Genomic DNA, 23,183 nt, shown 5'->3' on the forward strand with positions numbered 1-23,183 from the left:
CTGCTAGCGCCGCTTCGGCGCCAACAGCACAAGCACCGCACCGGTTCCGCCCTGCGCGGCAGGTGTCGAGTGGAACGCCAGCACGTCACCGCGCTGACGCAGGACGCGATCGACCACGTTCTTGACCACCGGCAACGCGGGGCCGCCGAACGGCGCCGCGACATGCAACCCCTTGCCGTGCACGACGCGCACGCAGCCGAGCATTTCGCGGTGCGCGTGCACAATGAATTCCCTCAATACCCGCTCGGCCTGGTCGGCGTTGGCACCGTGCAGGTCGAGTTCGTCCTGCGCGGCGATCTCACCACGCTTGAGCCGCTTGAAGACAGCAGGTGGCACCGATTCGCGTCGGTGGCTCAACACGTCGCCGGCGGCCACGGGGTCGGGGTGGCTGATGGAACGCATTGACTGGACGGCTTCCATTTCGTCCAGCTCCGCCATGCGCGCCCGCGGGCGCGGCGGCGGTGCGCCTGGCGCGCGCGGCGCAGAGCGCACGCCGCGCACCGGACCCACGGCCTCGCGGAACAGCGATGCGTCGTCCGGCAGGTCATCGCGGTCGTCGGGTGCGGGCGGCGGTTTCGGCATGGCGCCAGACTAGCGCGCCAGCGCCCTGCATCAAGGGCGCGGTTGCACGGGCGCGGCGGTCAATCGGCAGGCATCGGCTATCATGGCCCGGTCATGGCGCAGGGCCTGGTCGATGTCGAATCGACGCCTCGCCATGCATTGCAGGCGTACGTCCAAGGGAGTCCATGCAAGTTCTCGTAAGTAACGATGACGGGGTCGACGCACCCGGCATCCGCGTGCTCGCCGAAGGCCTGCGCGCGGCCGGCCACGAGGTGGTCGTGATCGCCCCGGACCGCGACCGCTCCGGTGCCAGCAACTCGCTCACCCTGGACATGCCCATCCGGGTGGTGCAGCAGGACGAGGCCACCTGGCGCGTCTTCGGCACGCCCACCGACTGTGTCCACGTCGCAATCACCGGCATGTTGAAGGACGAGCCGGACATCGTGGTGTCGGGCATCAACAACACCGCCAACCTGGGCGACGACGTCATCTATTCGGGCACCGTGGCCGCGGCGATGGAAGGCCGCTTCCTAGGCCTGCCGTCAGTCGCTGTGTCGCTCGCCACCGCCGACCACGTGGGGCGCCACTACGAGACCGCGGCGCGCGCGGCGGCGGAGATCATCGCCCGCCTGCGCAGCGATCCATTGCCGGCCGACACCATGCTCAACGTCAACGTCCCGGACCGGCCGTGGGACGAGATTGCCGGTTTCGAAGTCACGCGCCTGGGCAACCGCCACCGCGCCGAGGACTGCATTCCCCAGGAAGACCCGCGCGGCCGCCAGTGGTGGTGGATCGGTGCGGCCGGCCCCGAGCAGGACGCCGGCCCCGGCACCGATTTCCATGCGGTGCGCACCGGCCACATCTCCATCACGCCGATCCAGGTGGACCTCACCCGCTACCAGGCGCTGGAACAGGTGGCCAGCTGGGTGGACGGACTGCAGCAGTCGCTGGAGCGTGCATCGTGAGCCTGCGCATGCGACTGCAACCCGAGGCGATCGGATCGGGCATGACCTCGCAGCGGGTGCGCGACCGCCTGGTCGATCGCCTGCGCGACAACGGCATTGCCGACGAACGCGTCCTCAATGCCATCCGGACCGTGCCCCGCCACCTGTTCGTGGACGAGGCGCTGGCGATGCGCGCCTATGAGGACACCGCGCTGCCCATCGGCCACGGCCAGACGATCTCGCAGCCGTGGGTGGTGGCGAAGATGACCGAATCGCTGCTGCAGGTGGCGCCTTCGCGCGTGCTGGAAATCGGAACGGGCTCGGGGTACCAGGCGGCCGTGCTGGCGGCACTGGGGCTTGAGGTCCACACCGTCGAGCGCATCGGCGAACTGCTTCGCACCGCGCGCAAACGCTTCCGCCAGCTGGGCATGAACGTGCGCAGCAAGCACGACGACGGCCGCATTGGCTGGCCCGAGAACGGCCCGTTCGACGCGATCCTGGTGACCGCAGGCGCGCCCGCGGTCGTGGATGCGCTCACCGACCAGTTGGCCCCCGGAGGGCGGCTCATCGCCCCGGTGGGTGGCGCGACCTCGCAGGTGCTGCTGCAGATCGACAGGACGGCCGACGGTCGCCTCGAGCAGCGCGAGCTGGCGCCGGTCGTGTTCGTGCCGCTGCGTTCGGGTCTTGTCGATTGAAGGCCACCGTTGAAGCCGCGTTCACCCATGGTTGGGCCAAGATGCAGGGCCCTGGCGGCCCCGTCGCCTTCCTCGCCAAAGGATTCTTCGACCGCATGATGCTTGCCCGTCCGCGCCCCCAGTCCTTTGCGTTCGCCTGCCTGATGGCGCTGACCCTGCTGCTGGGAGCCTGCTCCAGCACGGTGGTGCGTGAATCCGGCGGACCGGTGGCGGCGTCCAAGCCCAAGTACGGCGCGACCGCGCTCGTGCGTCGGGGTGACACGCTGTATCGCATCGCCACCGACAACGGCATCCGCGCGCGTGATCTCGCGGCATGGAACGGGATACCGGCGCCCTACACGATCTATCCCGGCCAGCGCCTGCGGCTGTATCCGCAGGCAGGTGGCGCGGTGGCCTCGCGTCCCGCCACGCCACGCACGTCCCAACCTTCAGCACGCCCCACGCCTCAGCGACCGCCGACAAGTACGCCGGCCCCGGCCCCGGTCGACAGCGGCGTCGCATGGCGATGGCCGGCCGAAGGCGACCTGATCGGCCGCTTCATCGCGGGTGATCCGACCAAGCAGGGCATCGACATCGGCGGGCAGGCCGGCGCACCCGTCCGTGCCGCGGGCGATGGCGTGGTGGTGTATTCCGGTTCGGGCCTGGTGGGTTATGGCGAACTGATCATCATCAAGCACAACGAACAGTGGCTCTCGGCCTACGGCCATAACCGCAACCGGCTGGTCAATGAAGGCGCGGTGGTGAAGGCGGGCCAGCAGATCGCCGAGCTGGGCCGCAGCGGCGCGCCGCGCGAGATGCTGCACTTCGAGGTGCGCCACAACGGCAAGCCGGTCGATCCGCTGCGATACCTGCCGCGCCGCTGATCCAGCCGGCCGCCGCCACGGGCGGTGCGGGATGGCTGCAACCCGGCGCTAGCTGCCGGTGAGGATGAAACCCGCCACCACGTTGCGCCCCTCACCCGCCAGCACGGTATAGGTCCGCGCGGCGGCGTCGTTGGCCATGACTTCGATGCCGACACCGCGGCGCAGGCATTCGGCCATCACCGCTGCGGGCGGGAAGACCTGGGTCGCGCCCGTGCCCAGCACCACGACGTCAGGCGACATCGTCAGCAGCGGCTGCAGTGCGTCCGGGGTCAGCAGGGACGGGGCGGGGGGCGTCCAGTCCGCAAGCAACGTACCGGGCGCGATCACGAAACTCGACGTCAGCCGGCGGTCGTTGACGAGCGCCGAGCGGCCGTCGGCGCCGCGCAGGACGTAGGCATGTTCGGCGGGCTCGAGGTTGAGCTGCATGGCGCGCCGCGTGGACCGGTCAGGCGCGCGGCAGCACGATCTGCCGGCGGTCGCGGCTCTGGCGGTACAGCACCGCGGTATGGCCGATGCGCTGGACCAGCGCGGCACCGGTGCGTCCCACCAGCGTGTCGATCATCGCGTCCCGCTCTTCGCGGTCCCCGGCGGCGACCTTGACCTTGATCAGCTCGTGGTGCTCCAGTGCGCCATCGAGCTCGGTCACCAGCGCATCGGTGATGCCCTTGCCGCCGACCTGGAGCATCGCCTTGAGGCCGTGTGCCTGGCCGCGCAGGAAGCGGGTCTGGGCGGCGGTAAGCGGGGTCGGCATCGGGGCACGCAGTCGGGCTGGAACGGGCACGCAGGGTATCATGGCGGCCCCACGTTCCCGCCTTCCGACAGCCCATGGCCACCCGCAGCAAGAGCAGCCAGCGCTGGCTCAAGGAGCACTTCTCCGACCCTTTCGTGAAGAAGGCCAAGGCCGAGGGCCTGCGGTCGCGTGCCGCCTACAAGCTGGAGGAGCTGGTCGAGCGCGACCGACTGCTGCGCCCGGGCATGGTGGTGGTCGACCTCGGCGCCGCGCCCGGCGGGTGGTCCCAATGGGTGCGGCAGGCGCTGGGCGAGCGCGGGCGGGTCATCGCGCTGGACATCCTCGACATGCCGCCGTTGGCCGGGGTGGAGTTCCTTCAGGGCGATTTCAGGGAGGACGCCGTCCTATCGCAGTTGGAGGCCCTGTTGGACGGCACGTCGGTCGACCTTGTGCTGTCGGATATGGCCCCCAATAAGAGCGGGGTGGATGCGGTCGACATGCCCCGGGCGATGTACCTGTCCGAACTGGCGATGGATTTCGCCGACCGCCACCTGCGGGTGGGGGGCGATTTCCTGATCAAGCTGTTCCAGGGCGTGGGCTTTGACGACTACGTGAAGGAGCTGCGCCGCCGCTATGAGAAGGTCGCGATCCGCAAGCCCGCGGCCTCCCGTAAACGCTCGCCGGAGGTGTATGCGCTGGCACAGGGCAGGCGGGCACAAATTAAGTAAGGTGCGGGGTCCGATACGGCGCCCCGGGGTGCAGGCGGATGCTGCAGCCGGAAGAGCCTCCAGCCCGTATATGCAGTCCCCCCCACGTGCCACGGCACGACCGTAATGAACGACGCCTCAGGCAGGAACGAATGAACGACTTGGCCAAGAATCTGTTGCTCTGGGTGATCGTCGCCGTGGTGCTGATGCTGGTATTCCAGGCATTCGGCCCGCGCACGGCGGGCACCGGCGCGTCCAGCGAGGTCACCTACTCGCAGTTCCTGAACGATGTCGAGGCCGGGCGCGTCAAGTCGGTCGAGTACACCGAGAAGAGCGGCCTGTCGGGCAACACGCTGAAGTTCGAGCGCGCCGATGGCACCGCCGGCATCACCAATGGCCCGCCCGACGACGCGCTGGTCAACGTGCTGGTGCGCGAGAACGTCGAGATCACCCGCGTGCCGCCGGATACCGGCCCGTCGCTGCTCTACATCCTGATCAACGTGCTGCCATGGGTCCTGATCATCGGCGTGTGGATCTATTTCATGCGCCAGATGCAGCAGGGCGGCAGCAAGGGTGCGATGAGCTTCGGCAAGTCGCGCGCCAAGATGCAGGGCGAGAACGAGGTCAAGGTGACCTTCGCCGACGTGGCCGGCTGCGACGAGGCCAAGGAAGAGGTCGGCGAGCTGGTCGAGTTCCTGCGTGACCCGACCCGTTTCTCCAAGCTGGGCGGCAAGATCCCCCGCGGCGTGCTGATGGTCGGCCCGCCGGGCACCGGCAAGACGCTTCTGGCGCGCGCCATCGCCGGCGAGGCCAAGGTGCCGTTCTTCTCGATTTCCGGTTCGGACTTCGTCGAGATGTTCGTCGGCGTCGGCGCCAGCCGCGTGCGCGACATGTTCGAGCAGGCCAAGAAGCACGCGCCGTGCATCATCTTCATCGACGAGATCGACGCCGTCGGCCGCCACCGTGGTGCCGGCCTGGGCGGCGGGCATGACGAACGCGAGCAGACCCTCAACCAGTTGCTGGTGGAGATGGACGGCTTCGAGGGCGGCGAGGGCGTGATCGTGATCGCCGCGACCAACCGTCCCGACGTGCTCGACCCCGCGTTGCTGCGCCCGGGTCGTTTCGACCGCCAGGTCGTGGTCGGCCTGCCGGACGTGAAGGGCCGCGAGCAGATCCTGCGCGTGCACATGCGCAAGCTGCCGCTGGACGAGGACGTGGAGCCGATGACCATCGCCCGCGGCACGCCGGGCTTCTCGGGCGCCGACCTGGCCAACCTCTGCAACGAGGCGGCGCTATTTGCCGCGCGCGAGAACGCCAAGGAAGTGCGCATGGAGCACTTCGACCGTGCCCGCGACAAGATCCTGATGGGCGCCGAGCGCCGCTCGATGGCCATGAGCGAGGACGAGAAGAAGCTCACCGCCTACCACGAGGCCGGACACGCCATCGTCGGCCGCGTGGTGCCGGAGCATGACCCCGTCTACAAGGTGACGATCATTCCCCGCGGCCGTGCGCTCGGCGTGACCATGTACCTGCCCGAGGGTGACAAGTACAGCTACAACAAGACCGCGATCGAATCCCAGCTCTGCTCGCTTTACGGCGGCCGCGTCGCCGAAGAGCTGATCTTCGGCCACGACAAGGTCACCACCGGTGCGTCCAACGACATCGAGCGCGCGACCAAGATGGCCCGCAACATGGCCACCAAGTGGGGCCTGTCGGACGAGCTCGGCCCGATCGCCTATGGCGAGGAAGAGGACGAGGTGTTCCTGGGCCGCTCCGTCACCCAGCACAAGAACGTGTCCGACGACACCGCCCGCCGCATCGACGAGGTGGTGCGCAGCATCCTGGATCGCGCCTACAACCGCACCACGCAGATCCTCAAGGACAACGTCGACAAGCTGCATGTGATGGCAGAGGCGCTGCTGTTGTACGAAACCATCGACGCCAAGCAGATCGACGACATCATGGCCGGGCGTACGCCTGGGCCGCCGGCGGACTGGGCCAAGTCCGGCAAGACGCTGCCCCCGGACGAATCCGATACGCCGGGTGCGATTGGCGGCCCGGCGGCGCAGACCTGACGGTCTCAGCTACCACGCTCGCGCTTGCCGCATCGAAAGGAAAAGGCCAGAGTCCGCTCTGGCCTTTTTCGTTGGCGCCTTACGACCGTGCACGCCCCATCGATCACCGTCCCGATCCGCAGGCTGCTGCTCGCCGCGCTCGCCGCGTTGGTGCTGCTACCGGCGCTCGGCATGGCGCTCGGGGAACCCCGCGCATATGCCACCGCTGGCATCGTGTTGGCAGCCGTCTGGCTGGCGATGGCGGCGGTCGGCCTGCTGCGGCAGCGTCGAGGGCCCGGGAATGACTGACGGATTCTTCGACACGGTCCGCACGCTCGATTGCAACGGGCGTTCGTTGCGGCTCGATCGTTGCCGGGTGATGGGCATCGTCAACGTGACGCCGGATTCGTTTTCCGACGGAGGCCGGCATGCGACGACCGATGCCGCGGTCGCCCACGCTCTGCGCCTGGTGGAAGAGGGTGCGGACGTGCTCGACGTGGGCGGCGAATCGACCCGCCCCGGTGCGGAGGCGGTGTCGCTCGAAGAAGAGCTGCAGCGCGTGGTTCCCGTGATCGAGCGACTGGCGCGCGAAACCGACGTGCCGATCAGCGTCGACACCAGCAAGCCGGAGGTAATGCGGGCCGCGGTCGAGGCCGGGGCCGGCATGGTCAACGATGTGCGGGCGTTGTCGGAACCCGGCGCGATGGAGGCAGCGTCCGTACTCGGCGTGCCGGTCGTGCTGATGCACATGAAGGGCGAGCCGCGCTCGATGCAGGAGGCGCCGACGTACGACGACGTGGTCGGCGACGTGCACCGCTTCCTTGCCGAGCGCATCTTTGCTGCGGAAATGGCCGGCATCGACAAGAAGCGCATCGTGGTCGACCCCGGCTTCGGGTTCGGCAAGACGCGCGAGCACAACCTGCTGCTGCTGTCGCACCTGGACCGCTTCGTCGAGCTGGGTGTGCCGGTGCTGGCCGGGCTGTCGCGCAAGCGGCTGATCGGCGAGCTGACCGGCCGCGACGTACCGGCCGATCGTGTCCACGGCTCGGTGGCCGCGCACCTGGTCGCCGCGCAGCGCGGCGCGCGACTGGTGCGGGTGCACGATGTCGCTGCGACCGTCGACGCACTGAAGGTCTGGGAAGCGGTCGCTGCGATGCCGGCGCCGGCTGGCCGGAAGGACGCGCCTGCGATCCGTTGGCCCGACGACGATTGATCGATCGCGATGGCGGTTCGTCGCCGACGTGGCGAAAATCTCGCCAAAGCGTCAGGGCGCCCCGCGGCAGCTGGCCTCCGGCGACTTGTCCACAGCTTGCCTCGCCCGCTTGTCCACAGCCGTTGTGCATAAGCGGGGTGGGGTTGCAGACCGGCGCGCGCTAAGCTGCCGGCCGGATTTCGACGGGGGAACCGCATGACCGCCAGCACGCCGCTGATCGTGACCTTCCTGCTGTACCTGCTCGCGATGGTGGGGATCGGCTTCGTTGCCTGGCGTTCCACAAAGAACTTCGACGACTACATCCTCGGCGGCCGCAGCCTCGGCCCGGGCGTGACCGCGCTGTCGGCCGGCGCCTCGGACATGAGTGGCTGGCTGCTGATGGGCCTGCCGGGGGCGATGTACCTGGGCGGCGTGTCGGAGGCCTGGATCGCCATCGGACTGGTGGCGGGCGCGTGGGCCAATTGGAAGTTCGTCGCCGGCCCGCTGCGCGTCTACACCGAGCGCACCGACAACGCGCTGACGCTGCCGGACTTCTTCACCAGCCGGTTCCACGACACCGGCCGCGCGCTGCGGGTGCTGTCGGCGGTGGTGATCCTGGTGTTCTTCGCGGTGTACTGCGCGTCGGGCATCGTGGCCGGCGGCCGGTTGTTCGAGAGCGTGTTCGGCCTGCCCTACGCGCAGGCGATCTGGTGGGGCGCGGCGGTCACCATCCTCTACACGCTGGTCGGTGGGTTCCTCGCGGTGAGCTGGACGGACACCGCGCAGGGCGTGCTGATGCTGTTCGCGCTGTTGCTGACGCCGATCCTGCTGATCGTCGCCACCGGCGGCTTCGACTCCACGCTGGCCGCGATCCGCGCCGAGGCGCCGGCCCGCCTGGACTGGTTCCGCGGCGGCGAGCTTGGCCTGGTCGGCATCGTCTCGCTGATCGCGTGGGGGCTGGGCTACTTCGGCCAGCCGCACATCCTGGCGCGCTTCATGGCAGCCGGTGGCGTGCACACGATTCCCGTGGCGCGCCGCATCGGCATGACCTGGATGATCCTGTGCCTGGCCGGCTCGCTGACCGTGGGCTTCCTCGGCATCGGCTATTTCGCCGAGCATCCCGAGTCGGCAGGCCCGGTCATCGCGAACCCCGAGCGCGTGTTCATCGCCGTCGTGGAGCTGTTGTTCAACCCGTGGGTCGCCGGCGTGATCCTGTCGGCGATCCTCGCGGCGGTGATGAGCACGCTGTCGAGCCAGTTGCTGGTGTGCTCCAGCGTGCTGTCGGAGGACTTCTATCGCGGGTTCCTGCGCAAGCAGGCCAGCCAGACCGAACTGGTGTGGGTCGGCCGTGGCAGCGTGCTACTGGTGGCGCTCGTCGCCATGTGGCTGGCGCGTGACCCCGACAGCCGCGTGCTGGGCCTAGTGTCCTATGCGTGGGCGGGCTTCGGCGCCGCCTTCGGCCCGGTCGTGCTGTTGGCGCTGTTCTGGCAGCGCATGACGCGCAATGGCGCGCTGACCGGCATGGTGGCGGGTGCGGCTACGGTCATCCTGTGGAAGCAGGTGGCGGTCGGTATGTACGGCAGCGGGCTCTACGAGATCGTGCCCGGCTTCATCGCGGCCACGGTGGCGATCATCCTGGTCAGCCGCCTCGATCGCGAACCGCCGCAGGAGATCCAGGCGGTGCACATGCAGGTGCGCGCGTCGCTGCGCGAAACCGGCTACTGACGAACGTCGCCAACCGGCCCGCACGGTGAGCCAGAACGACCCGCGCCCGCTGGCCATCGCCCTGATGGGGCCGACCGCGTCGGGCAAGACGGCGTTGTCGCTGGAGTGGGCGGCGGCACTGGACGCGGAGATCGTCAGCGTGGATTCCGCGCTGGTCTACCGCGGACTCGACATCGGTGCGGCCAAGCCGACGGTGGCCGAGCGCGGCGGCATCGTCCACCACATGCTCGACCTGCGCGAGCCGTGGCAGCCGTACTCGGCGGCCGAGTTCGCCACCGATGCGCGCCGCGCAATGGATGACATCGCCGCGCGCGGCCGCATACCGCTGCTGGTCGGCGGTACCGGACTGTACTTCCAGGCGCTGCTGGAGGGGCTGTCGGACATGCCGGCCGCCGACGCACAGGTGCGTGCCGGGCTCGCCGCACAGGCGGCCGAGCGCGGATGGGCCGCCCTGCACGCCGAACTTGCCGCGATCGACCCGGTGGCCGCCGCCCGCATCCATGCCACCGATGCCCAGCGCATCCAGCGCGCGCTGGAGGTGTATCGCATCTCGGGCCGGACGCTGACCGACTGGCAGCGCGACACGTCGCAGCGGGCCCGCCTGCCGTATCGCGTGCTCAAGCTGGTGCTGGCGCCGGCAGATCGAAGCGAGTTGCACCGTCGCATCGAGCGCCGGTTCGACGCCATGCTTGAAGCCCGATTCCTGGATGAAGTCCGGCGGTTGCGCGCCGCGCCGGAGCTGGCCGCCCACCCCGCACCGCTGGAGTTGCCCGCCCTGCGCGCAGTCGGCTACCGGCAGGCCTGGGAGCATCTGGACGGCCAGTACGACGCCGCGACGCTCCGCGACCGCGGCATCTTCGCCACGCGGCAACTGGCCAAGCGGCAGCTGACCTGGCTGCGCGGGCAGCTGGATGCGCGCTGGTTCGACCCCGTCCGCGACCGGGCGGGCCTGCTCGCGGCCCGCCGGCTGTTCGTACCGGGCCGCTGAGCGCATTCAGCCTGCTTCGGCACGCCGGCGCCCGAAAAGCCTGCTCCAGTGCGCGTGGCGGCACCACGGTTGCGCTACCATCGGTGCGTCGTCTGCGACGGGGAGTGCCGCAGGGGATGCCGGCCTGCAGGGCGTTCCCGACGGTCGGCGCCACCGCACATAACTAGAACCATGCAGGGGAAACTTTAGATGTCCAAGGGGCAATCTTTGCAGGACCCGTTCCTGAATGCGCTGCGGCGCGAGCGCGTGCCGGTTTCGGTCTACCTGGTCAACGGCATCAAGCTGCAGGGCACGATCGAGTCCTTCGACCAGTTCGTGGTTCTGCTGCGCAATACCGTCAGCCAGATGGTCTACAAGCACGCCATTTCCACCGTGGTCCCGGCGCGCAACGTGCGCGTGGGCCCGGGCGGCGGTTACGTGCAGCCGGGCGAGGGCAACGGCGACCACGGTTCCGACGAGGCCGAGTGACACGAGGATGAGGCGCGCGCGTGTTCTTTGAACGATCCCGCAAGGGCGAACATGCGCTGCTGATCCAGCCTCATGCCGGCGGCCCGGTGGACGAGGGCCTGCTGGAGGAGTTCTCCGAGCTCGCCCGCTCGGCCGGCGCGTCCATTGCAGGCGTGCTCAGCTCGCGCATCGACCGGCCCAATGCCGCCACGCTGATCGGCAGCGGCAAGCTCGAGGAGGTCAAGGCGGCCGCCGATGCGACCGGGGCCGACCTCATCCTGGTCAACCACCCGCTGACGCCCACCCAGGAGCGCAACCTGGAGCGCGCGTTGCAGCGCCGCGTGGTCGACCGCACCGGCCTGATCCTGGACATCTTCGCCCAGCGTGCGCAAAGCCACGAAGGCAAGCTGCAGGTCGAACTGGCGCAGCTGCGCCACATGTCCACGCGCCTGGTGCGCGGCTGGACCCACCTTGAGCGCCAGCGCGGCGGCTCCATCGGCCTGCGCGGTCCCGGCGAGACGCAGCTCGAGCTCGACCGCCGCATGCTGCAGCAGCGGCTGGAGTCGTTGCAGCGCCGGCTGGACAAGGTGCAGGTGCAGCGCACGCAGATGCGCCGGGCGCGCATGCGCAGCGAACTGCCGCGCGTCGCACTGGTCGGCTACACCAATGCCGGCAAGTCCACGCTTTTCAACGCGATGACGGGTGCGGAGGCGTACGCCGCCGACCAGTTGTTCGCCACGCTCGACCCCACGGTGCGCCGCATCGACCTGGCCGGCGGCGGCGCGGTGCTGGCCGACACCGTCGGCTTCGTGCGCGACCTGCCGCATGCCCTGGTCGCCGCGTTCCGCTCGACCCTGTCGGAAGCCCGCGATGCCGACCTGCTGTTGCACGTCGTGGACGCGGCGGACCCGCTGCGCGACGAGCGCGTGGCGCAGGTCAACGAGGTGCTGGCGGAAATCGGCGCGGCCGACCTGCCGCAGGTCCTCGTGTTCAACAAGATCGACCGGGTCGAAGGCGGCGCACCGCGGCTGGATCGCCCGGCCGAAGGGCCGCCGCGGGTCTGGCTGTCGGCGCGCGACGGCGTTGGCCTGGACCTGCTGCGCGACGCCATCGGCGAGGTGCTCGGGCTGCAACGCGTGCAGGGCCGGGTGCACGTGCCGTCCCGCGCCGGCCGCCTGCGCGCACGCCTGCACGAACTGGGCGCGGTGCGCGGCGAGCAAGCCGGCGACGACGGCTGGGACATCCAGGTCGACCTCGCGCTCGTTGACGCCCAGCGGCTGGCGGCGCAGGCCGGTGGCACCGCGCTCCAGCCCCTGATCGACGCTGCGCTTCCGCCCGACCTTGGTTGAGGCGGCCCCAACCCCCACCTAGAATCACCCGGCGCCGCGATCCGCACCCACGTGCCTGCGCGCCCCCGTCGTCCCACATGGAGCAGGCATGGCCTGGAATACCCCTGGCAGCAATCAATCCGGCGGAAGCCGTCCGCCCCGGCGCAATCCCGGCGGCAATGGGCTGGACGCCGTGCTCGACCAGTTGAGGGGTCTGTTCGGCGGCGGCGGGGGCAACAACATCGCCCGCTGGGTGCTGCTGATTGCCGGCCTGTGGCTGGTGTTCAACTGCTTCGTGCTGATCGCCGAGCAGCAGCGCGGCGTGGTGCAGCGCTTCGGCCAGGTCGCGCGGATCATGCAGCCAGGCCCCAACCTCAAGTGGCCCTGGCCGATCGAGCGCGTGACCAAGGTCAACGCCACCCAGGTCCAGACCTACAGCAACAACGTGCCGGTGCTGACCCGCGATGAGAACATCGTGCAAGTCGAGATCAATGTGCAGTACCGGGTCAGCGATGCCGAGCTCTACCTGTTCGGCACCCGCAATGCCGACCAGGTGCTGGAGCAGGCCGCGCTGAGCACCATGCGCGAGCAGGTCGGCCGCTCGACACTGGACACCGTGCTCGGTTCGCGCGATGCGCTGGCGGTGTCGGCGCGCGACCAGTTGCAGGCCTCGCTCGATGCCTACCGCACGGGCCTGCGCGTGACCGAACTCAGCCTGCCCAACGCGCGTCCGCCGGAGCAGGTCAAGCCCGCCTTCGACGACGTCAACAGTGCGCAGCAGAACAAGGACCGTCTGATCAGCGAGGCCCGTGCGTACGCCGCGCGGATCGTGCCGGAAGCCCGCGGCGAGGCGGCCCGCATCCGCGCTGCCGCCACCGGTTACCAGGAGGCCAAGGTCGCGCGCGCACAAGGCGACGCGGCCCGCTTCTCCCTGCTTGTGGAGGAGTACCAGAACTCTCCCGAGGTCACGCGCAAGCGCCTGTGGCTGGAAACCGTGCAGGACGTGCTGGCCGGCAACCGCAAGGTGGTGGGCGGCGATTCGCGCCAGCTGATCTACGTGCCGATGGACTCGGCCAAGTCCGCCGGCGCTGCGGGCGGCGAACGCGCCGCGCGTCAGCCGGTGATTGACCCGGAACTGCTGCTGCCGTCGGAAACATCGGGCACCAGCGCCACGCGCGGTGAACGCGCACCGCGCCCGACGGGCCGCGAGGAGACGATTCGATGAGGGCTTCTGTCTGGATTGCCGGCGTGGTGATCGCGCTGTTCGCCCTGCTGGGCTCGGTGTTCGTGGTGGGCGAGGGCAAGACCGCGCTGGTGGTGAACCTCGGCCGCGTCGTACGCGCCGACCTCGAGCCCGGCCTGCACTTCAAGTGGCCGATGGTGGAAACCGCACGGATCTTCGATCGCCGTCTGCAGGTGCTGGCGTCCGAGCCCGAGCGAATTCTGACTCTTGAGCGCAAGGACGTAAGCGTCGATTACTTCGCCGTTGGTCGCATCAGTGATGCTCGCGCCTTTTTCCGTGCAACGGGTGGCGACGAGGACGTTGCCGTGCAACGTCTGGCCCCGATTATCCGCGAGTCGCTCAAGAACGAGATCAACAGCCGCACTCTCAAGGATCTTGTTTCTGGCGATCGCTCCAAGATAATTGGCCCGCAACTGGAGGCCATCAATCGGGGTGCCGATACTCTGGGCATCGACATCGTTGATCTGCGTATCAAGCAGATCGACCTGCCGACCGACAGCGAGGTCATCACGCAGGTGTACGAGCGCATGAGCGCCCAGCGCCGCCAGGTGGCAAGCGCTCTGCGTGCCGAGGGCGAGGAGGAGGCACGCACAATCCGTGCGGAGGCCGACCGCAGCCAGGTGGTGATCCTGGCCGAGGCCGAGCGCGATGCGCAGCGCCTGCGAGGCCAGGGCGACGCCGGTGCCGCGCGCATCTACGGCGAGGCGGCCAACCGCGACCCGGCGTTCTACGCTTTCCAGCGCAGCCTGGAGGCATATCGGGCCTCGTTCGACGACGGCAATGCGGTGATCGTGCTGGACCGCGATGATCCGTTCCTGCAGTACATGCGCAGCGACCGCTGAGCCTGCCGTCGCCATGACCGAACTGGTTTCGGCGCTGTGCCTGGTCGCAGTGCTGGAGGGGCTATTCCTGTTCGCCGCCCCGGGCACCTGGAAGCAGTTCGTCGCCCAGATGCACGCCATGCCGGACCGGCACCTGCGGCTGCTGGGTGGCGTGGTGACGGCCGGCGGGGTGCTGGCGTTGTGGCTGGCGCGCGGGTGAGCTGACGCGGGCTTCGTCACGTCGCTAGGGGACGGTCACCGCCGGACGGGAAAAAAAAGCCGGGCGATGCCCGGCTTTTTCGTGTCGCGGTGAACCTCCGGGATCAGGCGGCGGCGGCCTGCTCGGCACGCGGGCCTTCGCGCAGGGCGCGCCCCACCATGCCGACCAGCAGGTCGATCTCCTCGCTGGTGATGGTGAAGGTCGGGGTGAAACGCAGCGAATTGACGCCGCCGTGGATCACGCCAATGCCGCGCTCGCGCAGCCACTCCTCGGTCGAGCCCGCGCCGAAGCACTTGAACTGCGGGCTCAGCTCGCAGGAGAACAGCAGGCCGGTGCCCTGGACCTTGGTGATGTGCCCACCCAGTTCCGACTTGAGCGCTTCCAGCTTTTCCAGCGCTTCCACGCCGCGGGCGCGGATGTTCTCGCGCAGCTGCGGCGTGACCTTGGCCAGCACGGCGCAGGCGGTGTCGAGCGCGCGCGGGTTGGAGGTCATCGTGTTGCCGTACAGGCCCTTGCGGTAGATGCCGGCGGCGCGCTCGTTGACCGCGAGCACGCTCAGCGGGTACTGGCCGGCATTGAGCGCCTTGGAGTACGTCTCCATGTCCGGCGCCTCGACACCCTCGAAGCCCGGGTAGTCGACGATCGACAGCACGCCCTGCGCGCGCAGGCCGGCCTGGATCGAGTCGACCAGCAGCAGCGAGCCGTGTTCGCGGGTGAGTTCGCGCGCGGCCTTGTAGAAGTCCACCGGCACGCCGCGGCCCGGGTCGCCTTCGCCCATCACCGGCTCCAGGAACATCGCCTCGATGAACCAGCCGTTGGCCTTGGCATCGCTGAAGGCCTGCTTCAGCGCGGCGATGTCGTAGGGCTCGATCGCGATGACCGACGACTCGCCGCGGTAGCTGGCCAGGTGCTGCAGGTAGGTCTTGCGGGTGGAGTCCGAATACAGCGCAGGACGGTCGGTGCGGCCGTGGAAGCTGCCCTTGACCACCACGCGCTTGATGGTGCGGTTGTCGCCCTCGGTCATCGACTTGGCGTTTGCGTCGGCGATGCGAGCGGCCAGCGTGACCGACTCCGAGCCCGAATTCAGGCAGAAGAACTTCGCGTACGGGCAGTCGCGGCCCACGCCGATGGCGTCGCGCAGCACGCGCTCGAAGCGCAACTGCGACAGGCTCGGCGTCATGATGTTGGCCATCGCCTGCGGCTTGGCCATGGCGGCGATGACGTCGTCGGGCGCGTGGCCGAACCCCAGCATCCCGTAGCCGCCCGAATCGTGCAGCACCGCGCCCTTGAGCGTGATGATCCACGGCCCGCGCGCGGTCAGGGCGACGTACGGATTGACGCCGTCGTCCGGGTAGAAATTGACGAAACCGGCCTGCGTGGCCTGCACCTGGGCGTCCTCGTCGAGGTCGAGCAGGTCGGCGAACTCCTCGCGGATGCGCGCGTACTCGGCGGCGGCGGCCTCGACGGCGGCCTTCAGGTCGGCGTTGCCGCCGAAGCGGGCGAGGGTGGCGTCGTCCAGGCCGACGGTGCGGCGCGCGCCGCCGTGGGCGCGCAGCGGGGCGAGGGTGTCGAGCAGGGTCATGGCGTCCTCCGGTGACCGGAACGAAAAAACGCGAGGGGGCCCTCGCGCTCGAATGGGGTCAATCAAAACAACAACTTGCGGCCGATTTTAGCATCCGGGCAAAGTCCGCGTAACCCCCTGCGGCCCCGGGCACGTCCAAGCCGGGCCGGACGAAAGCGGTTTGGCGTGCCGCATCCGGCAGCCGATAATGCCGGCCCGCTGCCGGCTGCCCGGCGGCGACATGCGACCCGCCTTGAAGAAGTCCGACTTTCATTACGACCTGCCGTCCGAGCTCATCGCCCAGGCGCCGTTGGCCTCGCGATCGGCCAGCCGGCTGCTGGTCGTGCCGCCCGCGCCTGCGGCCTACGTCGATGCCGCATTCACCGACCTGCCGGACCTGCTGGTGCCCGGCGACCTGCTGGTGTTCAACGACACCCGCGTGATCCCGGCGCGCCTGTTCGGGCAGAAGGCCACGGGCGGGCGCGTGGAAATCCTGATCGAGCGCCTGCTCGGGCACGACGAGGCGCGCGCGCAGCTGGGCGTCAGCAAGTCGCCAAAGGCGGGCGCACGGATCGCGCTGGATGCGGGCGGCGAGGCGGAAGTGCTGGGCCGCGACGGCGAGTTCTACCGCCTGAAGTTCCATGTCGAGCCGCCGCTGGAGTCCTGGCTGCTGGACGCCGGCCGCCTGCCGCTGCCGCCGTACATCCAGCGCGAGCCCGGCCGCGACGATACCGAGCGCTATCAGACCGTATTCGCGCGCGAAGTCGGCGCGGTCGCGGCGCCGACCGCGGGCCTGCATTTCGACGACGCGCTGCTGGCGGCCCTACGCGCGCGCGGCATCGATTTCGGCCACGTCACGCTGCACGTCGGCGCCGGCACGTTCCAGCCGGTGCGCGTGGAGCAGCTCGACCAGCACGTGATGCACAGCGAGTGGCTCAACGTCGGCGCCGATTTGGTGGAGAAGGTCCGCCGCACGCGCGAGGCCGGCGGCCGCGTCATCGGTGTGGGTACCACCGTCGTGCGCGCGCTGGAATCGGCGATGCGCGACGCGCCCGACGGCACGCGCCAGCTGCAGCCCTTCGCCGGCGAGACGCGCCTTTTCATCCTGCCCGGTTACCGCATCACCGCGGTCGACGCGCTGGTCACCAACTTCCACCTGCCCGAGAGCACGCTGCTGATGATGATCTCCGCCTTCGCCGGCAAGCACCGGGTGTTCGACGCCTACCGGCATGCCATCGCGCAGCGCTACCGGTTCTTCTCGTACGGGGACGCGATGCTGTTGTGGCCGCGACCGGATGCCGGGGCGCACCCGTGACGTCGCACTCGATGGGACACCTCGCATGAGCCGCATGGACTTCCAGTTGCTGGGCACCGACGGCGGCGCCCGCCGCGGCCGCCTGACCTTCCCGCGCGGCACGGTCGAGACGCCGGCCTTCATGCCGGTGGGCACCTACGGCTCGGTCAAGGGCGTGTTCCCGCAGGACATTCGCGGGCTGGGCGCGGAGATCATCCTGGGCAACACCTTCCACCTGTACCTGCGCCCGGGGCTGGAGGTCATCGGCGAGCACGGCGGGCTGCACGGGTTCACTCGCTGGGACGGGCCGATCCTCACCGACTCGGGCGGCTTCCAGGTGTTCTCGCTGGCGCACAAGCGCAAGATCACAGAGGCCGGCGTGACCTTCGCCGCGCCCACCGACGGCCGCAAGGTGTTCCTCGGGCCCGAGGAGAGCATGCACATCCAGAAGGTGCTCGACTCGGACATCGTGATGATCTTCGACGAGTGCACGCCGTATCCGGCGACGGAGGAGGTCGCGCGCGCGTCGATGGAGCTGAGCCTGCGCTGGGCGGAGCGCTCGAAGAAGGCGCACGAGGGCAATGACGCGGCGCTGTTCGGCATCGTCCAGGGCGGCGTGCACCATGACCTGCGCAGCCGCTCGGCCGCGGCACTTCGCGAGATCGGTTTCGACGGCTATGCCATCGGCGGCCTGGCGGTGGGCGAACCCGAGCACGAGCGCAACGCCATGCTCGACCACACCGCGCCGCAATTGCCCGAGGACCGGCCGCGCTACCTCATGGGCGTGGGCCGCCCGGAGGACCTGGTGGAGGCGGTGGCGCGCGGCGTCGACATGTTCGATTGCGTGATGCCGACCCGCAACGGCCGCAACGGCCACCTGTTCACTTCCACCGGCACCGTGCGCATCCGCAATGCGGTGTACGAGCACGACCTGCGCCCGATCGAGGAGGGCTGCGATTGCCGCGCGTGCGCTGGCGGTTTCAGCCGCGCCTACCTGCGCCACCTGGACCGCTGCAACGAGATGCTCGGCCCGATGCTCGGCACGCTGCACAACCTGCGCTACTACCAGCGCCTGATGGCGCAGATGCGCGAGGCTATCGCGCAGGGAACCTTTGCCGCGTTCCGGGAGTCCTTCTACGCCGCGCGGACGTGAGGCGCTTGACTGACTCCCTCTCCCGCCGGGAGAGGGCCGGGGTGAGGGTCCGGGGGAGCGGTGCGACCGAAGCAGTCGTTGCCATCGGAGACTCGGTCCACCCCCATCGTCCCCCGATTAAGCGCCATCACTCCGCCGGACCCCCGTCCGCCCTTAGGGCACGTGCATCGGCGACATCCATGTTGCCGACCCTGCGGGCGGCTGGCGCCGTGCAAATCGGCAGTCCTGCCGATTTGTCTCCCGAGGGGAGAAGGGATCAAAGGCGGTTACCTGCCGGCACTCGAGGGGGCAGGAGGGGCCGCTTGCCCTCCGTGGCATAATCCCCGGCTAATTTTGGATCCACCAAGGCCCAGACATGAATCTGCTCGACCTCGTGATCGCCCCCGCCCACGCCGCCGCCCAGCCGGCCGCCCCCGGTTTCGGCATGTCGCTGCTGTTCCCGATCCTGCTCATCGCGATCATGTACTTCCTGATGATCCGCCCGCAGATGAAGCGCGCCAAGGAGCACAAGGCGATGCTGGAGAAGCTCTCGCGCGGCGACGAGGTGATCACCAACGGTGGCATCGCCGGCACCGTGACCGACCTGGGCGACAGCTTCGTCACCGTCGAGATCGCCGACAACGTGCGCATCCGCGTGCAGAAGGGCGCCATCGCCAACGTCCTGCCCAAGGGCACCTTGAAGTCGGCCTGAACGCCGCCACCCTCTAGGCTCGTTTCCGGCGGCCGCCCGGCCGCCGCGGGGTCCATTCGATGCTGACTTACGCACGCTGGCAGTACGCCATCATCCTGATCGTCCTGTTGTTCAGCGGCCTGTACGCGCTGCCCAACGTGTTCCCGCAGGACCCGTCCGTCCAGGTCACCGCCAACCGCGGGTCGGTCGTGGACGAGGGCCTGCGTTCGCGGATCCAGTCCGAGCTGCAAGCCGCCGGCGTCACGGCCAAGTCGGTGGACATCGACGATGGCGACCTGCTGGTGCGGCTGCCCAACGCCGACATGCAGGTCAAGGCGGCCGATACGCTGCGCCCGGAGCTGGGCAACGACTACGTGGTGGCGCTCAACCTCGCCTCCACCGTGCCGGACTGGCTGGACTCGCTTGGCGCCAAGCCCATGCTGCTGGGCCTGGACCTCCAGGGCGGCGTGCACTTCACGATGCAGGTCGACCAGGCCGCGGCGCTCGAGAAGCGCCTGGACGCGACGGCCGAGGACATCCGCGTGCTGCTGCGCGAGAACCGCGTGCGCTACCAGTCGGTCGAGCGCCGCCCCGACGGCACCATCGTCGCCACGCTGCCGGCGCCGGCGGATGTCGAGCGCGCGCGCGAGCTGGTCGTGCAGAACCTCGCACAGGGCTCGGCCGGGATGGCCGGCCAGGCGACCCTGACCGCCGAACCACAGGGCAACACGCTCGTGGTGCGGATGTCGGAAGCCGAACTCAACCGCCTGACGGCCGATGCCATCGAGCAGAACGTCGGCACGCTGCGCAACCGCGTCAACGCGCTCGGCGTGGCCGAGCCGATCATCCAGCGCCAGGGCGACGACCGCATCGTCGTCCAGCTGCCCGGCGTGCAGGACACCGCGCAGGCCAAGCGCATCATCGGCGCGACCGCCACGCTTGAGTACCGCGCCGCCCTCGAAGGCAATGCCTACGACGCCGTGTCGACCGGCATCGTGCCGCCGGGCGCGCGCGTGTACTACCGCCGCGACCTTGGCCCCGACGGCAAGCCGATCCCGGTGCTGCTCAGCCGCCGCGTCATCACCACGGGCGACCAGCTGGTGGGCGCGACCTCCGGCCTCGATCCGCAGTCGGGCACGCCGTCGGTGTCGGTGCGCCTGAACGCCGCCGGCGGCCAGCGCATGTTCGACTTCACCAGCGAGAACGTCGGCAAGCCGATGGCTGTGGTGTTCATCGAGCGCATCCCCGAGGTGCGCATGGTCGATGGCGAGGAAGTCCGCACCACGCGCGTCAACGAGGAAGTAATCTCGGTGGCGAACATCAACGGCGTCTTCGGCCGCGACTTCCAGACCACCGGCCTGGACAGCATGCAGGAGGCGGCCGACCTGGCGCTGCTGCTGCGCTCCGGTTCGCTGGCCGCTCCGATGGATTTCATCGAAGAGCGCGTGGTCGGCCCCAGCCTGGGCGCCGAGAACGTCGAGCGCGGCCTGAAGGCGGTGCTGTACTCGTTCGTGTTCACCCTGATCTTCTTCCTCTTCTACTACCGCATGTTCGGCCTGATCACTTGCATGGCGCTGCTGGTCAACCTGCTGATGGTGGTGGCGGTGATGTCGCTCGCCGGCTTCACGCTGACCCTGCCGGGCCTGGCGGGTATCGCACTGACGGTCGGCCTGTCGGTGGACGCCAACGTGCTGATCAACGAGCGCATACGCGAGGAACTCAGGGCGGGACTGCCCCCGAAGGCGGCGATCGCCACCGGCTACGAGAAGGCCTCGGGCTCGATCTTCGACGCCAACATCACCGCCATCCTCGCCGGCGTGGCGCTGTTCGCCTTCGGCACCGGCCCGGTGAAGGGCTTCGCGGTGGCGCTGGTGGTGGGCATCCTGACCTCCATGTACACCGCGGTTTCGGCCTCGCGCGGCATCGCCACGCTGATCTACGGTGGCCGCCGCAAGCTCAAGTCGATCGCGATCTGACGGGGACGCCTGATGAAATTCTTCACCCTGATTCCCCACGGCACCCGCTTCGACTTCATGCGCCTGCGCTGGGTCTCGCTGGGCATCGCCTTCGCACTCATGCTGGCGGCCATCGGCGCGATCGCCTTCAAGGGCTTCAACTTCGCGCTCGACTTCACCGGTGGCAACGTCACCGAACTGCGCTTCGAGCGGCCGGTGGACGTCGACGACGTGCGCCAGCGCCTGGACGCCGCCGGTTACCCGGGTGCGCAGGTGCAGACCTTCGGTTCCGGCAACGACCTGCTGATCCGCCTGCAGCCCAAGGAGGGCGGGGCGGACGAGGCCGGCGTGGTCGATTCGAATACGGCCGCCGAGGTGCAACGCGCGGTATCGACCGCCGACAACCCCGGGCAGGTGCTGAGCAGCGAGTTCGTCGGCCCGCAGGTCGGCAAGGACCTGGCGCTCAACGGCATCTGGGCGCTGATCTTCGTGGTGGTGGGCTTCCTGATCTACATCTCGATCCGGTTCGAGAAGAAGTTCGCCATCGCCGCGGTCATCACCACGCTGCACGACGTGGTGATCGTCGCCGGCTGGTTCGCGTTTTTCGGGCACGAGTTCGACCTCACGGTGCTGGCCGGCCTGCTGTCGGTGATGGGCTTCTCGATCAACGACACCATCGTCGTGTTCGACCGCGTGCGCGAGAATTTCCGCTCCATGCGCGCCGACCCCGAGACGATCCTCAACACGTCGATCAACCAGACGCTGTCGCGCACGATCATCACCTCGCTGGTGGCGCTGCTGACCGTGGTCGCGCTGTACCTCTACGGCGGTGGTTCGCTGCAGGGCATGGCCGAGTCGCAGATCGTCGGCATCATCGTCGGCACCCTGTCCTCGATCTTCGTCGCCTGCCCGCTCCTGACGCTGGGCTTCATGAAGGTCACCAAGCAGGACCTGATGCCCAAGGCCCGGGACGAGGCGGCCCTGGCACGCCGTCCCTGACAGCGCGTCACGACGCAAAGAAAAAGGCCGCGCATCTGCGCGGCCTTTTTTTTGTTTGGCGTTCGAGCGTCAGCGCCCGGGCTTCTCGCTCCCTCCCCTGCGTGCAGGGGAAGGCTGGGGAGGGGTGCTCTACCCGCGACGCGGCCAGGTGCCACCCCGCGGCGCCACGCCGTCAATCGAATGCGCTGGCATACCCGGTATTGATGATCTTCTGCTGCAGCGCGTCGGCCACCTTGATGTTGCCGGCCAGCAGCGTGCGCGGCGCGACGCCCCGGGCGTCCATCGGGCCGGTGGTGCGGCCGCGGAAGTCGGAGATCCTGCCGCCCGACTCGCGCACCATCAGCGCGCCGGCGGCGATGTCCCACGGTTTCACGCCCGCTTCGAAATACGCGTCGGCGCGGCCGCAGGCGACGTAGGCCAGGTCCAGCGCGGCCGAACCCGTCCGCCGGATGTCCTCGGCCTCGGTCAGCAGCGTGTCCACGCACTTGAGGTGGGCGCTGGCGCGGCTGCGCTCGCGCGGCGGGAAGCCGGTGATCAGCATCGCGCCGGACAGGTCCTTGCGGTCGGCCACGCGCACGCGCTTCTCGTTGAGCTGGGTGCCGCTGCCGCGGCTGGCGGTGAACAGCTCGTTGCGCAGCGGGTCGAAGATCACGCCGTGGATCGGCTCGCCGTTTTCCACCAGCGCGATCGACACGCAGAAGTGCGGGATGCCGCGCAGGTAGTTGCTGGTGCCGTCCAGCGGATCGATGACCCAGGTAAACCGGCTGCCGCCGCGCCCGGCGGTCTGGCCGCTTTCCTCGCCGAGGATCGCGTAGTCCGGCGTGGAGCGGCGGAACTCCTTGATGATTTCCTTCTCGGCCAGCTCGTCGACTTCGCTGGCGTAATCCATCCGGTCCTTCTCGACCACGTTCAGCGCGTCGAGCTTGTACATGTGCCGCAGCAGCACGTTGCCGGCGGCGCGGGCGGCCTTGACCATGAGGGTGACGGCGGGTTTCTGCATGGGCGAAGGCCTCGCGGGAGGTGGGGGACGGAC

At 69.1% G+C, this 23,183-nt stretch carries 24 protein-coding genes; 19 read left to right on the forward strand and 5 right to left on the reverse strand.

Annotated elements, in window-relative coordinates; genetic code table 11:
• Window positions 1–3: 3 nt before the first annotated feature.
• On the reverse strand, window positions 4–582 hold the full coding sequence (locus K6753_RS12715) for a Smr/MutS family protein (RefSeq protein ID WP_223676833.1): 579 nt from the start codon (window positions 580–582) through the stop codon (window positions 4–6).
• 164 nt (window positions 583–746) lie between these two features.
• Between K6753_RS12715 and surE the strand changes: the two genes are divergently transcribed.
• The 3 genes from surE (at window position 747) to K6753_RS12730 (ending at window position 3,063) form a co-directional block, all read left to right on the forward strand.
• Window positions 747–1,526 (forward strand): 5'/3'-nucleotidase SurE, encoded by a 780-nt coding sequence (surE, locus tag K6753_RS12720; protein ID WP_223676834.1) that lies wholly within the window; start codon window positions 747–749, stop codon window positions 1,524–1,526.
• A complete protein-coding gene (locus K6753_RS12725; RefSeq protein WP_223676835.1) occupies window positions 1,523–2,200 on the forward strand; it encodes a protein-L-isoaspartate(D-aspartate) O-methyltransferase in 678 nt (225 codons plus the stop codon). Before surE ends, K6753_RS12725 begins: the two co-directional genes overlap by 4 nt.
• Before the next feature lie 98 nt (window positions 2,201–2,298).
• Entirely contained in the window at window positions 2,299–3,063 is a 765-nt protein-coding gene (locus K6753_RS12730) for a peptidoglycan DD-metalloendopeptidase family protein (protein ID WP_223676897.1), read from the forward strand.
• 48 nt (window positions 3,064–3,111) lie between these two features.
• On the opposite strand, the gene K6753_RS12735 is transcribed toward K6753_RS12730, so the two are convergent.
• Window positions 3,112–3,489 carry an Mth938-like domain-containing protein gene (locus K6753_RS12735; protein WP_223676836.1) on the reverse strand — a complete coding sequence of 126 codons (378 nt, stop codon included), beginning with the start codon at window positions 3,487–3,489 and terminating at the stop codon, window positions 3,112–3,114.
• Window positions 3,490–3,508: 19 nt separating this feature from the next.
• Window positions 3,509–3,814, reverse strand: coding sequence for a ribosome assembly RNA-binding protein YhbY (gene yhbY / locus K6753_RS12740; RefSeq protein WP_223676837.1), 306 nt, complete (start codon window positions 3,812–3,814; stop codon window positions 3,509–3,511).
• Between the two features lie 74 nt (window positions 3,815–3,888).
• Here yhbY and rlmE point away from each other — a divergent pair, with 74 nt between their 5' ends.
• The 11 genes from rlmE (at window position 3,889) to K6753_RS12795 (ending at window position 14,518) form a co-directional block, all read left to right on the forward strand.
• A complete protein-coding gene (rlmE, locus tag K6753_RS12745; protein WP_223676838.1) occupies window positions 3,889–4,521 on the forward strand; it encodes a 23S rRNA (uridine(2552)-2'-O)-methyltransferase RlmE in 633 nt (210 codons plus the stop codon).
• A gap of 131 nt (window positions 4,522–4,652) precedes the next feature.
• Window positions 4,653–6,575 carry an ATP-dependent zinc metalloprotease FtsH gene (ftsH, locus tag K6753_RS12750; RefSeq protein WP_223676839.1) on the forward strand — a complete coding sequence of 641 codons (1,923 nt, stop codon included), beginning with the start codon at window positions 4,653–4,655 and terminating at the stop codon, window positions 6,573–6,575.
• Between the two features lie 87 nt (window positions 6,576–6,662).
• Window positions 6,663–6,863 (forward strand): hypothetical protein, encoded by a 201-nt coding sequence (locus tag K6753_RS12755; RefSeq protein ID WP_223676840.1) that lies wholly within the window; start codon window positions 6,663–6,665, stop codon window positions 6,861–6,863.
• A complete protein-coding gene (gene folP / locus K6753_RS12760; protein ID WP_223676841.1) occupies window positions 6,856–7,767 on the forward strand; it encodes a dihydropteroate synthase in 912 nt (303 codons plus the stop codon). The genes K6753_RS12755 and folP overlap by 8 nt, the downstream gene beginning before the upstream one ends.
• Before the next feature lie 195 nt (window positions 7,768–7,962).
• Window positions 7,963–9,471: a sodium/proline symporter PutP gene (gene putP, locus K6753_RS12765; RefSeq protein WP_223676842.1), complete on the forward strand. Its 1,509-nt coding sequence runs from the start codon at window positions 7,963–7,965 to the stop codon at window positions 9,469–9,471.
• Window positions 9,472–9,535: 64 nt separating this feature from the next.
• Complete coding sequence (gene miaA, locus K6753_RS12770; protein WP_223676898.1) at window positions 9,536–10,459, forward strand: tRNA (adenosine(37)-N6)-dimethylallyltransferase MiaA; 924 nt, start codon at window positions 9,536–9,538, stop codon at window positions 10,457–10,459.
• Between the two features lie 189 nt (window positions 10,460–10,648).
• Window positions 10,649–10,927 carry an RNA chaperone Hfq gene (gene hfq / locus K6753_RS12775; protein WP_223676843.1) on the forward strand — a complete coding sequence of 93 codons (279 nt, stop codon included), beginning with the start codon at window positions 10,649–10,651 and terminating at the stop codon, window positions 10,925–10,927.
• A gap of 20 nt (window positions 10,928–10,947) precedes the next feature.
• On the forward strand, window positions 10,948–12,255 hold the full coding sequence (hflX, locus tag K6753_RS12780) for a ribosome rescue GTPase HflX (RefSeq protein ID WP_223676844.1): 1,308 nt from the start codon (window positions 10,948–10,950) through the stop codon (window positions 12,253–12,255).
• An 88-nt stretch (window positions 12,256–12,343) separates the two neighbouring features.
• Window positions 12,344–13,459: an FtsH protease activity modulator HflK gene (hflK, locus tag K6753_RS12785; protein WP_223676845.1), complete on the forward strand. Its 1,116-nt coding sequence runs from the start codon at window positions 12,344–12,346 to the stop codon at window positions 13,457–13,459.
• Window positions 13,456–14,319, forward strand: coding sequence for a protease modulator HflC (gene hflC / locus K6753_RS12790; protein WP_223676846.1), 864 nt, complete (start codon window positions 13,456–13,458; stop codon window positions 14,317–14,319). Before hflK ends, hflC begins: the two co-directional genes overlap by 4 nt.
• A 13-nt stretch (window positions 14,320–14,332) precedes the next feature.
• Complete coding sequence (locus K6753_RS12795; protein WP_223676847.1) at window positions 14,333–14,518, forward strand: DUF2065 domain-containing protein; 186 nt, start codon at window positions 14,333–14,335, stop codon at window positions 14,516–14,518.
• A gap of 103 nt (window positions 14,519–14,621) precedes the next feature.
• On the opposite strand, the gene K6753_RS12800 is transcribed toward K6753_RS12795, so the two are convergent.
• Window positions 14,622–16,100, reverse strand: a complete 1,479-nt coding sequence (locus K6753_RS12800; protein WP_223676848.1) for an aminotransferase class III-fold pyridoxal phosphate-dependent enzyme — start codon at window positions 16,098–16,100, stop codon at window positions 14,622–14,624.
• A 232-nt stretch (window positions 16,101–16,332) separates the two neighbouring features.
• Here K6753_RS12800 and queA point away from each other — a divergent pair, with 232 nt between their 5' ends.
• From queA to secF, 5 genes are all read left to right on the forward strand, one after another.
• Complete coding sequence (queA, locus tag K6753_RS12805) at window positions 16,333–17,394, forward strand: tRNA preQ1(34) S-adenosylmethionine ribosyltransferase-isomerase QueA (protein WP_223676899.1); 1,062 nt, start codon at window positions 16,333–16,335, stop codon at window positions 17,392–17,394.
• A 25-nt stretch (window positions 17,395–17,419) separates the two neighbouring features.
• Window positions 17,420–18,526, forward strand: coding sequence for a tRNA guanosine(34) transglycosylase Tgt (gene tgt, locus K6753_RS12810; RefSeq protein ID WP_223676849.1), 1,107 nt, complete (start codon window positions 17,420–17,422; stop codon window positions 18,524–18,526).
• 355 nt (window positions 18,527–18,881) lie between these two features.
• On the forward strand, window positions 18,882–19,217 hold the full coding sequence (yajC, locus tag K6753_RS12815; RefSeq protein WP_223676850.1) for a preprotein translocase subunit YajC: 336 nt from the start codon (window positions 18,882–18,884) through the stop codon (window positions 19,215–19,217).
• Between the two features lie 59 nt (window positions 19,218–19,276).
• Entirely contained in the window at window positions 19,277–21,172 is a 1,896-nt protein-coding gene (gene secD / locus K6753_RS12820; RefSeq protein WP_223676851.1) for a protein translocase subunit SecD, read from the forward strand.
• Between the two features lie 12 nt (window positions 21,173–21,184).
• A complete protein-coding gene (gene secF / locus K6753_RS12825) occupies window positions 21,185–22,150 on the forward strand; it encodes a protein translocase subunit SecF (RefSeq protein ID WP_223676852.1) in 966 nt (321 codons plus the stop codon).
• A 172-nt stretch (window positions 22,151–22,322) separates the two neighbouring features.
• Here secF and K6753_RS12830 read toward each other — a convergent pair whose 3' ends face one another.
• On the reverse strand, window positions 22,323–23,150 hold the full coding sequence (locus K6753_RS12830) for an inositol monophosphatase family protein (RefSeq protein WP_223676853.1): 828 nt from the start codon (window positions 23,148–23,150) through the stop codon (window positions 22,323–22,325).
• Window positions 23,151–23,183: the final 33 nt, after the last annotated feature.

Origin of the sequence: Novilysobacter selenitireducens, from assembly GCF_020026895.1 — a bacterium.
Classification (GTDB): domain Bacteria; phylum Pseudomonadota; class Gammaproteobacteria; order Xanthomonadales; family Xanthomonadaceae; genus Lysobacter_C; species Lysobacter_C selenitireducens.

What these genes read in the sequence shown, in the direction of transcription:
- K6753_RS12715 (WP_223676833.1), bottom strand. Translation starts at nt 582, where the DNA reads ATGCCGAAACCGCCGCCCGCACCCGACGACCGCGATGACCTGCCGGAC.
- surE (WP_223676834.1), top strand. Translation starts at nt 747, where the DNA reads ATGCAAGTTCTCGTAAGTAACGATGACGGGGTCGACGCACCCGGCATC.
- K6753_RS12730 (WP_223676897.1), top strand. Translation starts at nt 2,299, where the DNA reads ATGCTTGCCCGTCCGCGCCCCCAGTCCTTTGCGTTCGCCTGCCTGATG.
- K6753_RS12735 (WP_223676836.1), bottom strand. Translation starts at nt 3,489, where the DNA reads ATGCAGCTCAACCTCGAGCCCGCCGAACATGCCTACGTCCTGCGCGGC.
- yhbY (WP_223676837.1), bottom strand. Translation starts at nt 3,814, where the DNA reads ATGCCGACCCCGCTTACCGCCGCCCAGACCCGCTTCCTGCGCGGCCAG.
- rlmE (WP_223676838.1), top strand. Translation starts at nt 3,889, where the DNA reads ATGGCCACCCGCAGCAAGAGCAGCCAGCGCTGGCTCAAGGAGCACTTC.
- ftsH (WP_223676839.1), top strand. Translation starts at nt 4,653, where the DNA reads ATGAACGACTTGGCCAAGAATCTGTTGCTCTGGGTGATCGTCGCCGTG.
- folP (WP_223676841.1), top strand. Translation starts at nt 6,856, where the DNA reads ATGACTGACGGATTCTTCGACACGGTCCGCACGCTCGATTGCAACGGG.
- putP (WP_223676842.1), top strand. Translation starts at nt 7,963, where the DNA reads ATGACCGCCAGCACGCCGCTGATCGTGACCTTCCTGCTGTACCTGCTC.
- miaA (WP_223676898.1), top strand. Translation starts at nt 9,536, where the DNA reads ATGGGGCCGACCGCGTCGGGCAAGACGGCGTTGTCGCTGGAGTGGGCG.
- hfq (WP_223676843.1), top strand. Translation starts at nt 10,649, where the DNA reads ATGTCCAAGGGGCAATCTTTGCAGGACCCGTTCCTGAATGCGCTGCGG.
- hflK (WP_223676845.1), top strand. Translation starts at nt 12,344, where the DNA reads ATGGCCTGGAATACCCCTGGCAGCAATCAATCCGGCGGAAGCCGTCCG.
- hflC (WP_223676846.1), top strand. Translation starts at nt 13,456, where the DNA reads ATGAGGGCTTCTGTCTGGATTGCCGGCGTGGTGATCGCGCTGTTCGCC.
- K6753_RS12795 (WP_223676847.1), top strand. Translation starts at nt 14,333, where the DNA reads ATGACCGAACTGGTTTCGGCGCTGTGCCTGGTCGCAGTGCTGGAGGGG.
- K6753_RS12800 (WP_223676848.1), bottom strand. Translation starts at nt 16,100, where the DNA reads ATGACCCTGCTCGACACCCTCGCCCCGCTGCGCGCCCACGGCGGCGCG.
- tgt (WP_223676849.1), top strand. Translation starts at nt 17,420, where the DNA reads ATGAGCCGCATGGACTTCCAGTTGCTGGGCACCGACGGCGGCGCCCGC.
- yajC (WP_223676850.1), top strand. Translation starts at nt 18,882, where the DNA reads ATGAATCTGCTCGACCTCGTGATCGCCCCCGCCCACGCCGCCGCCCAG.
- secD (WP_223676851.1), top strand. Translation starts at nt 19,277, where the DNA reads ATGCTGACTTACGCACGCTGGCAGTACGCCATCATCCTGATCGTCCTG.
- secF (WP_223676852.1), top strand. Translation starts at nt 21,185, where the DNA reads ATGAAATTCTTCACCCTGATTCCCCACGGCACCCGCTTCGACTTCATG.
- K6753_RS12830 (WP_223676853.1), bottom strand. Translation starts at nt 23,150, where the DNA reads ATGCAGAAACCCGCCGTCACCCTCATGGTCAAGGCCGCCCGCGCCGCC.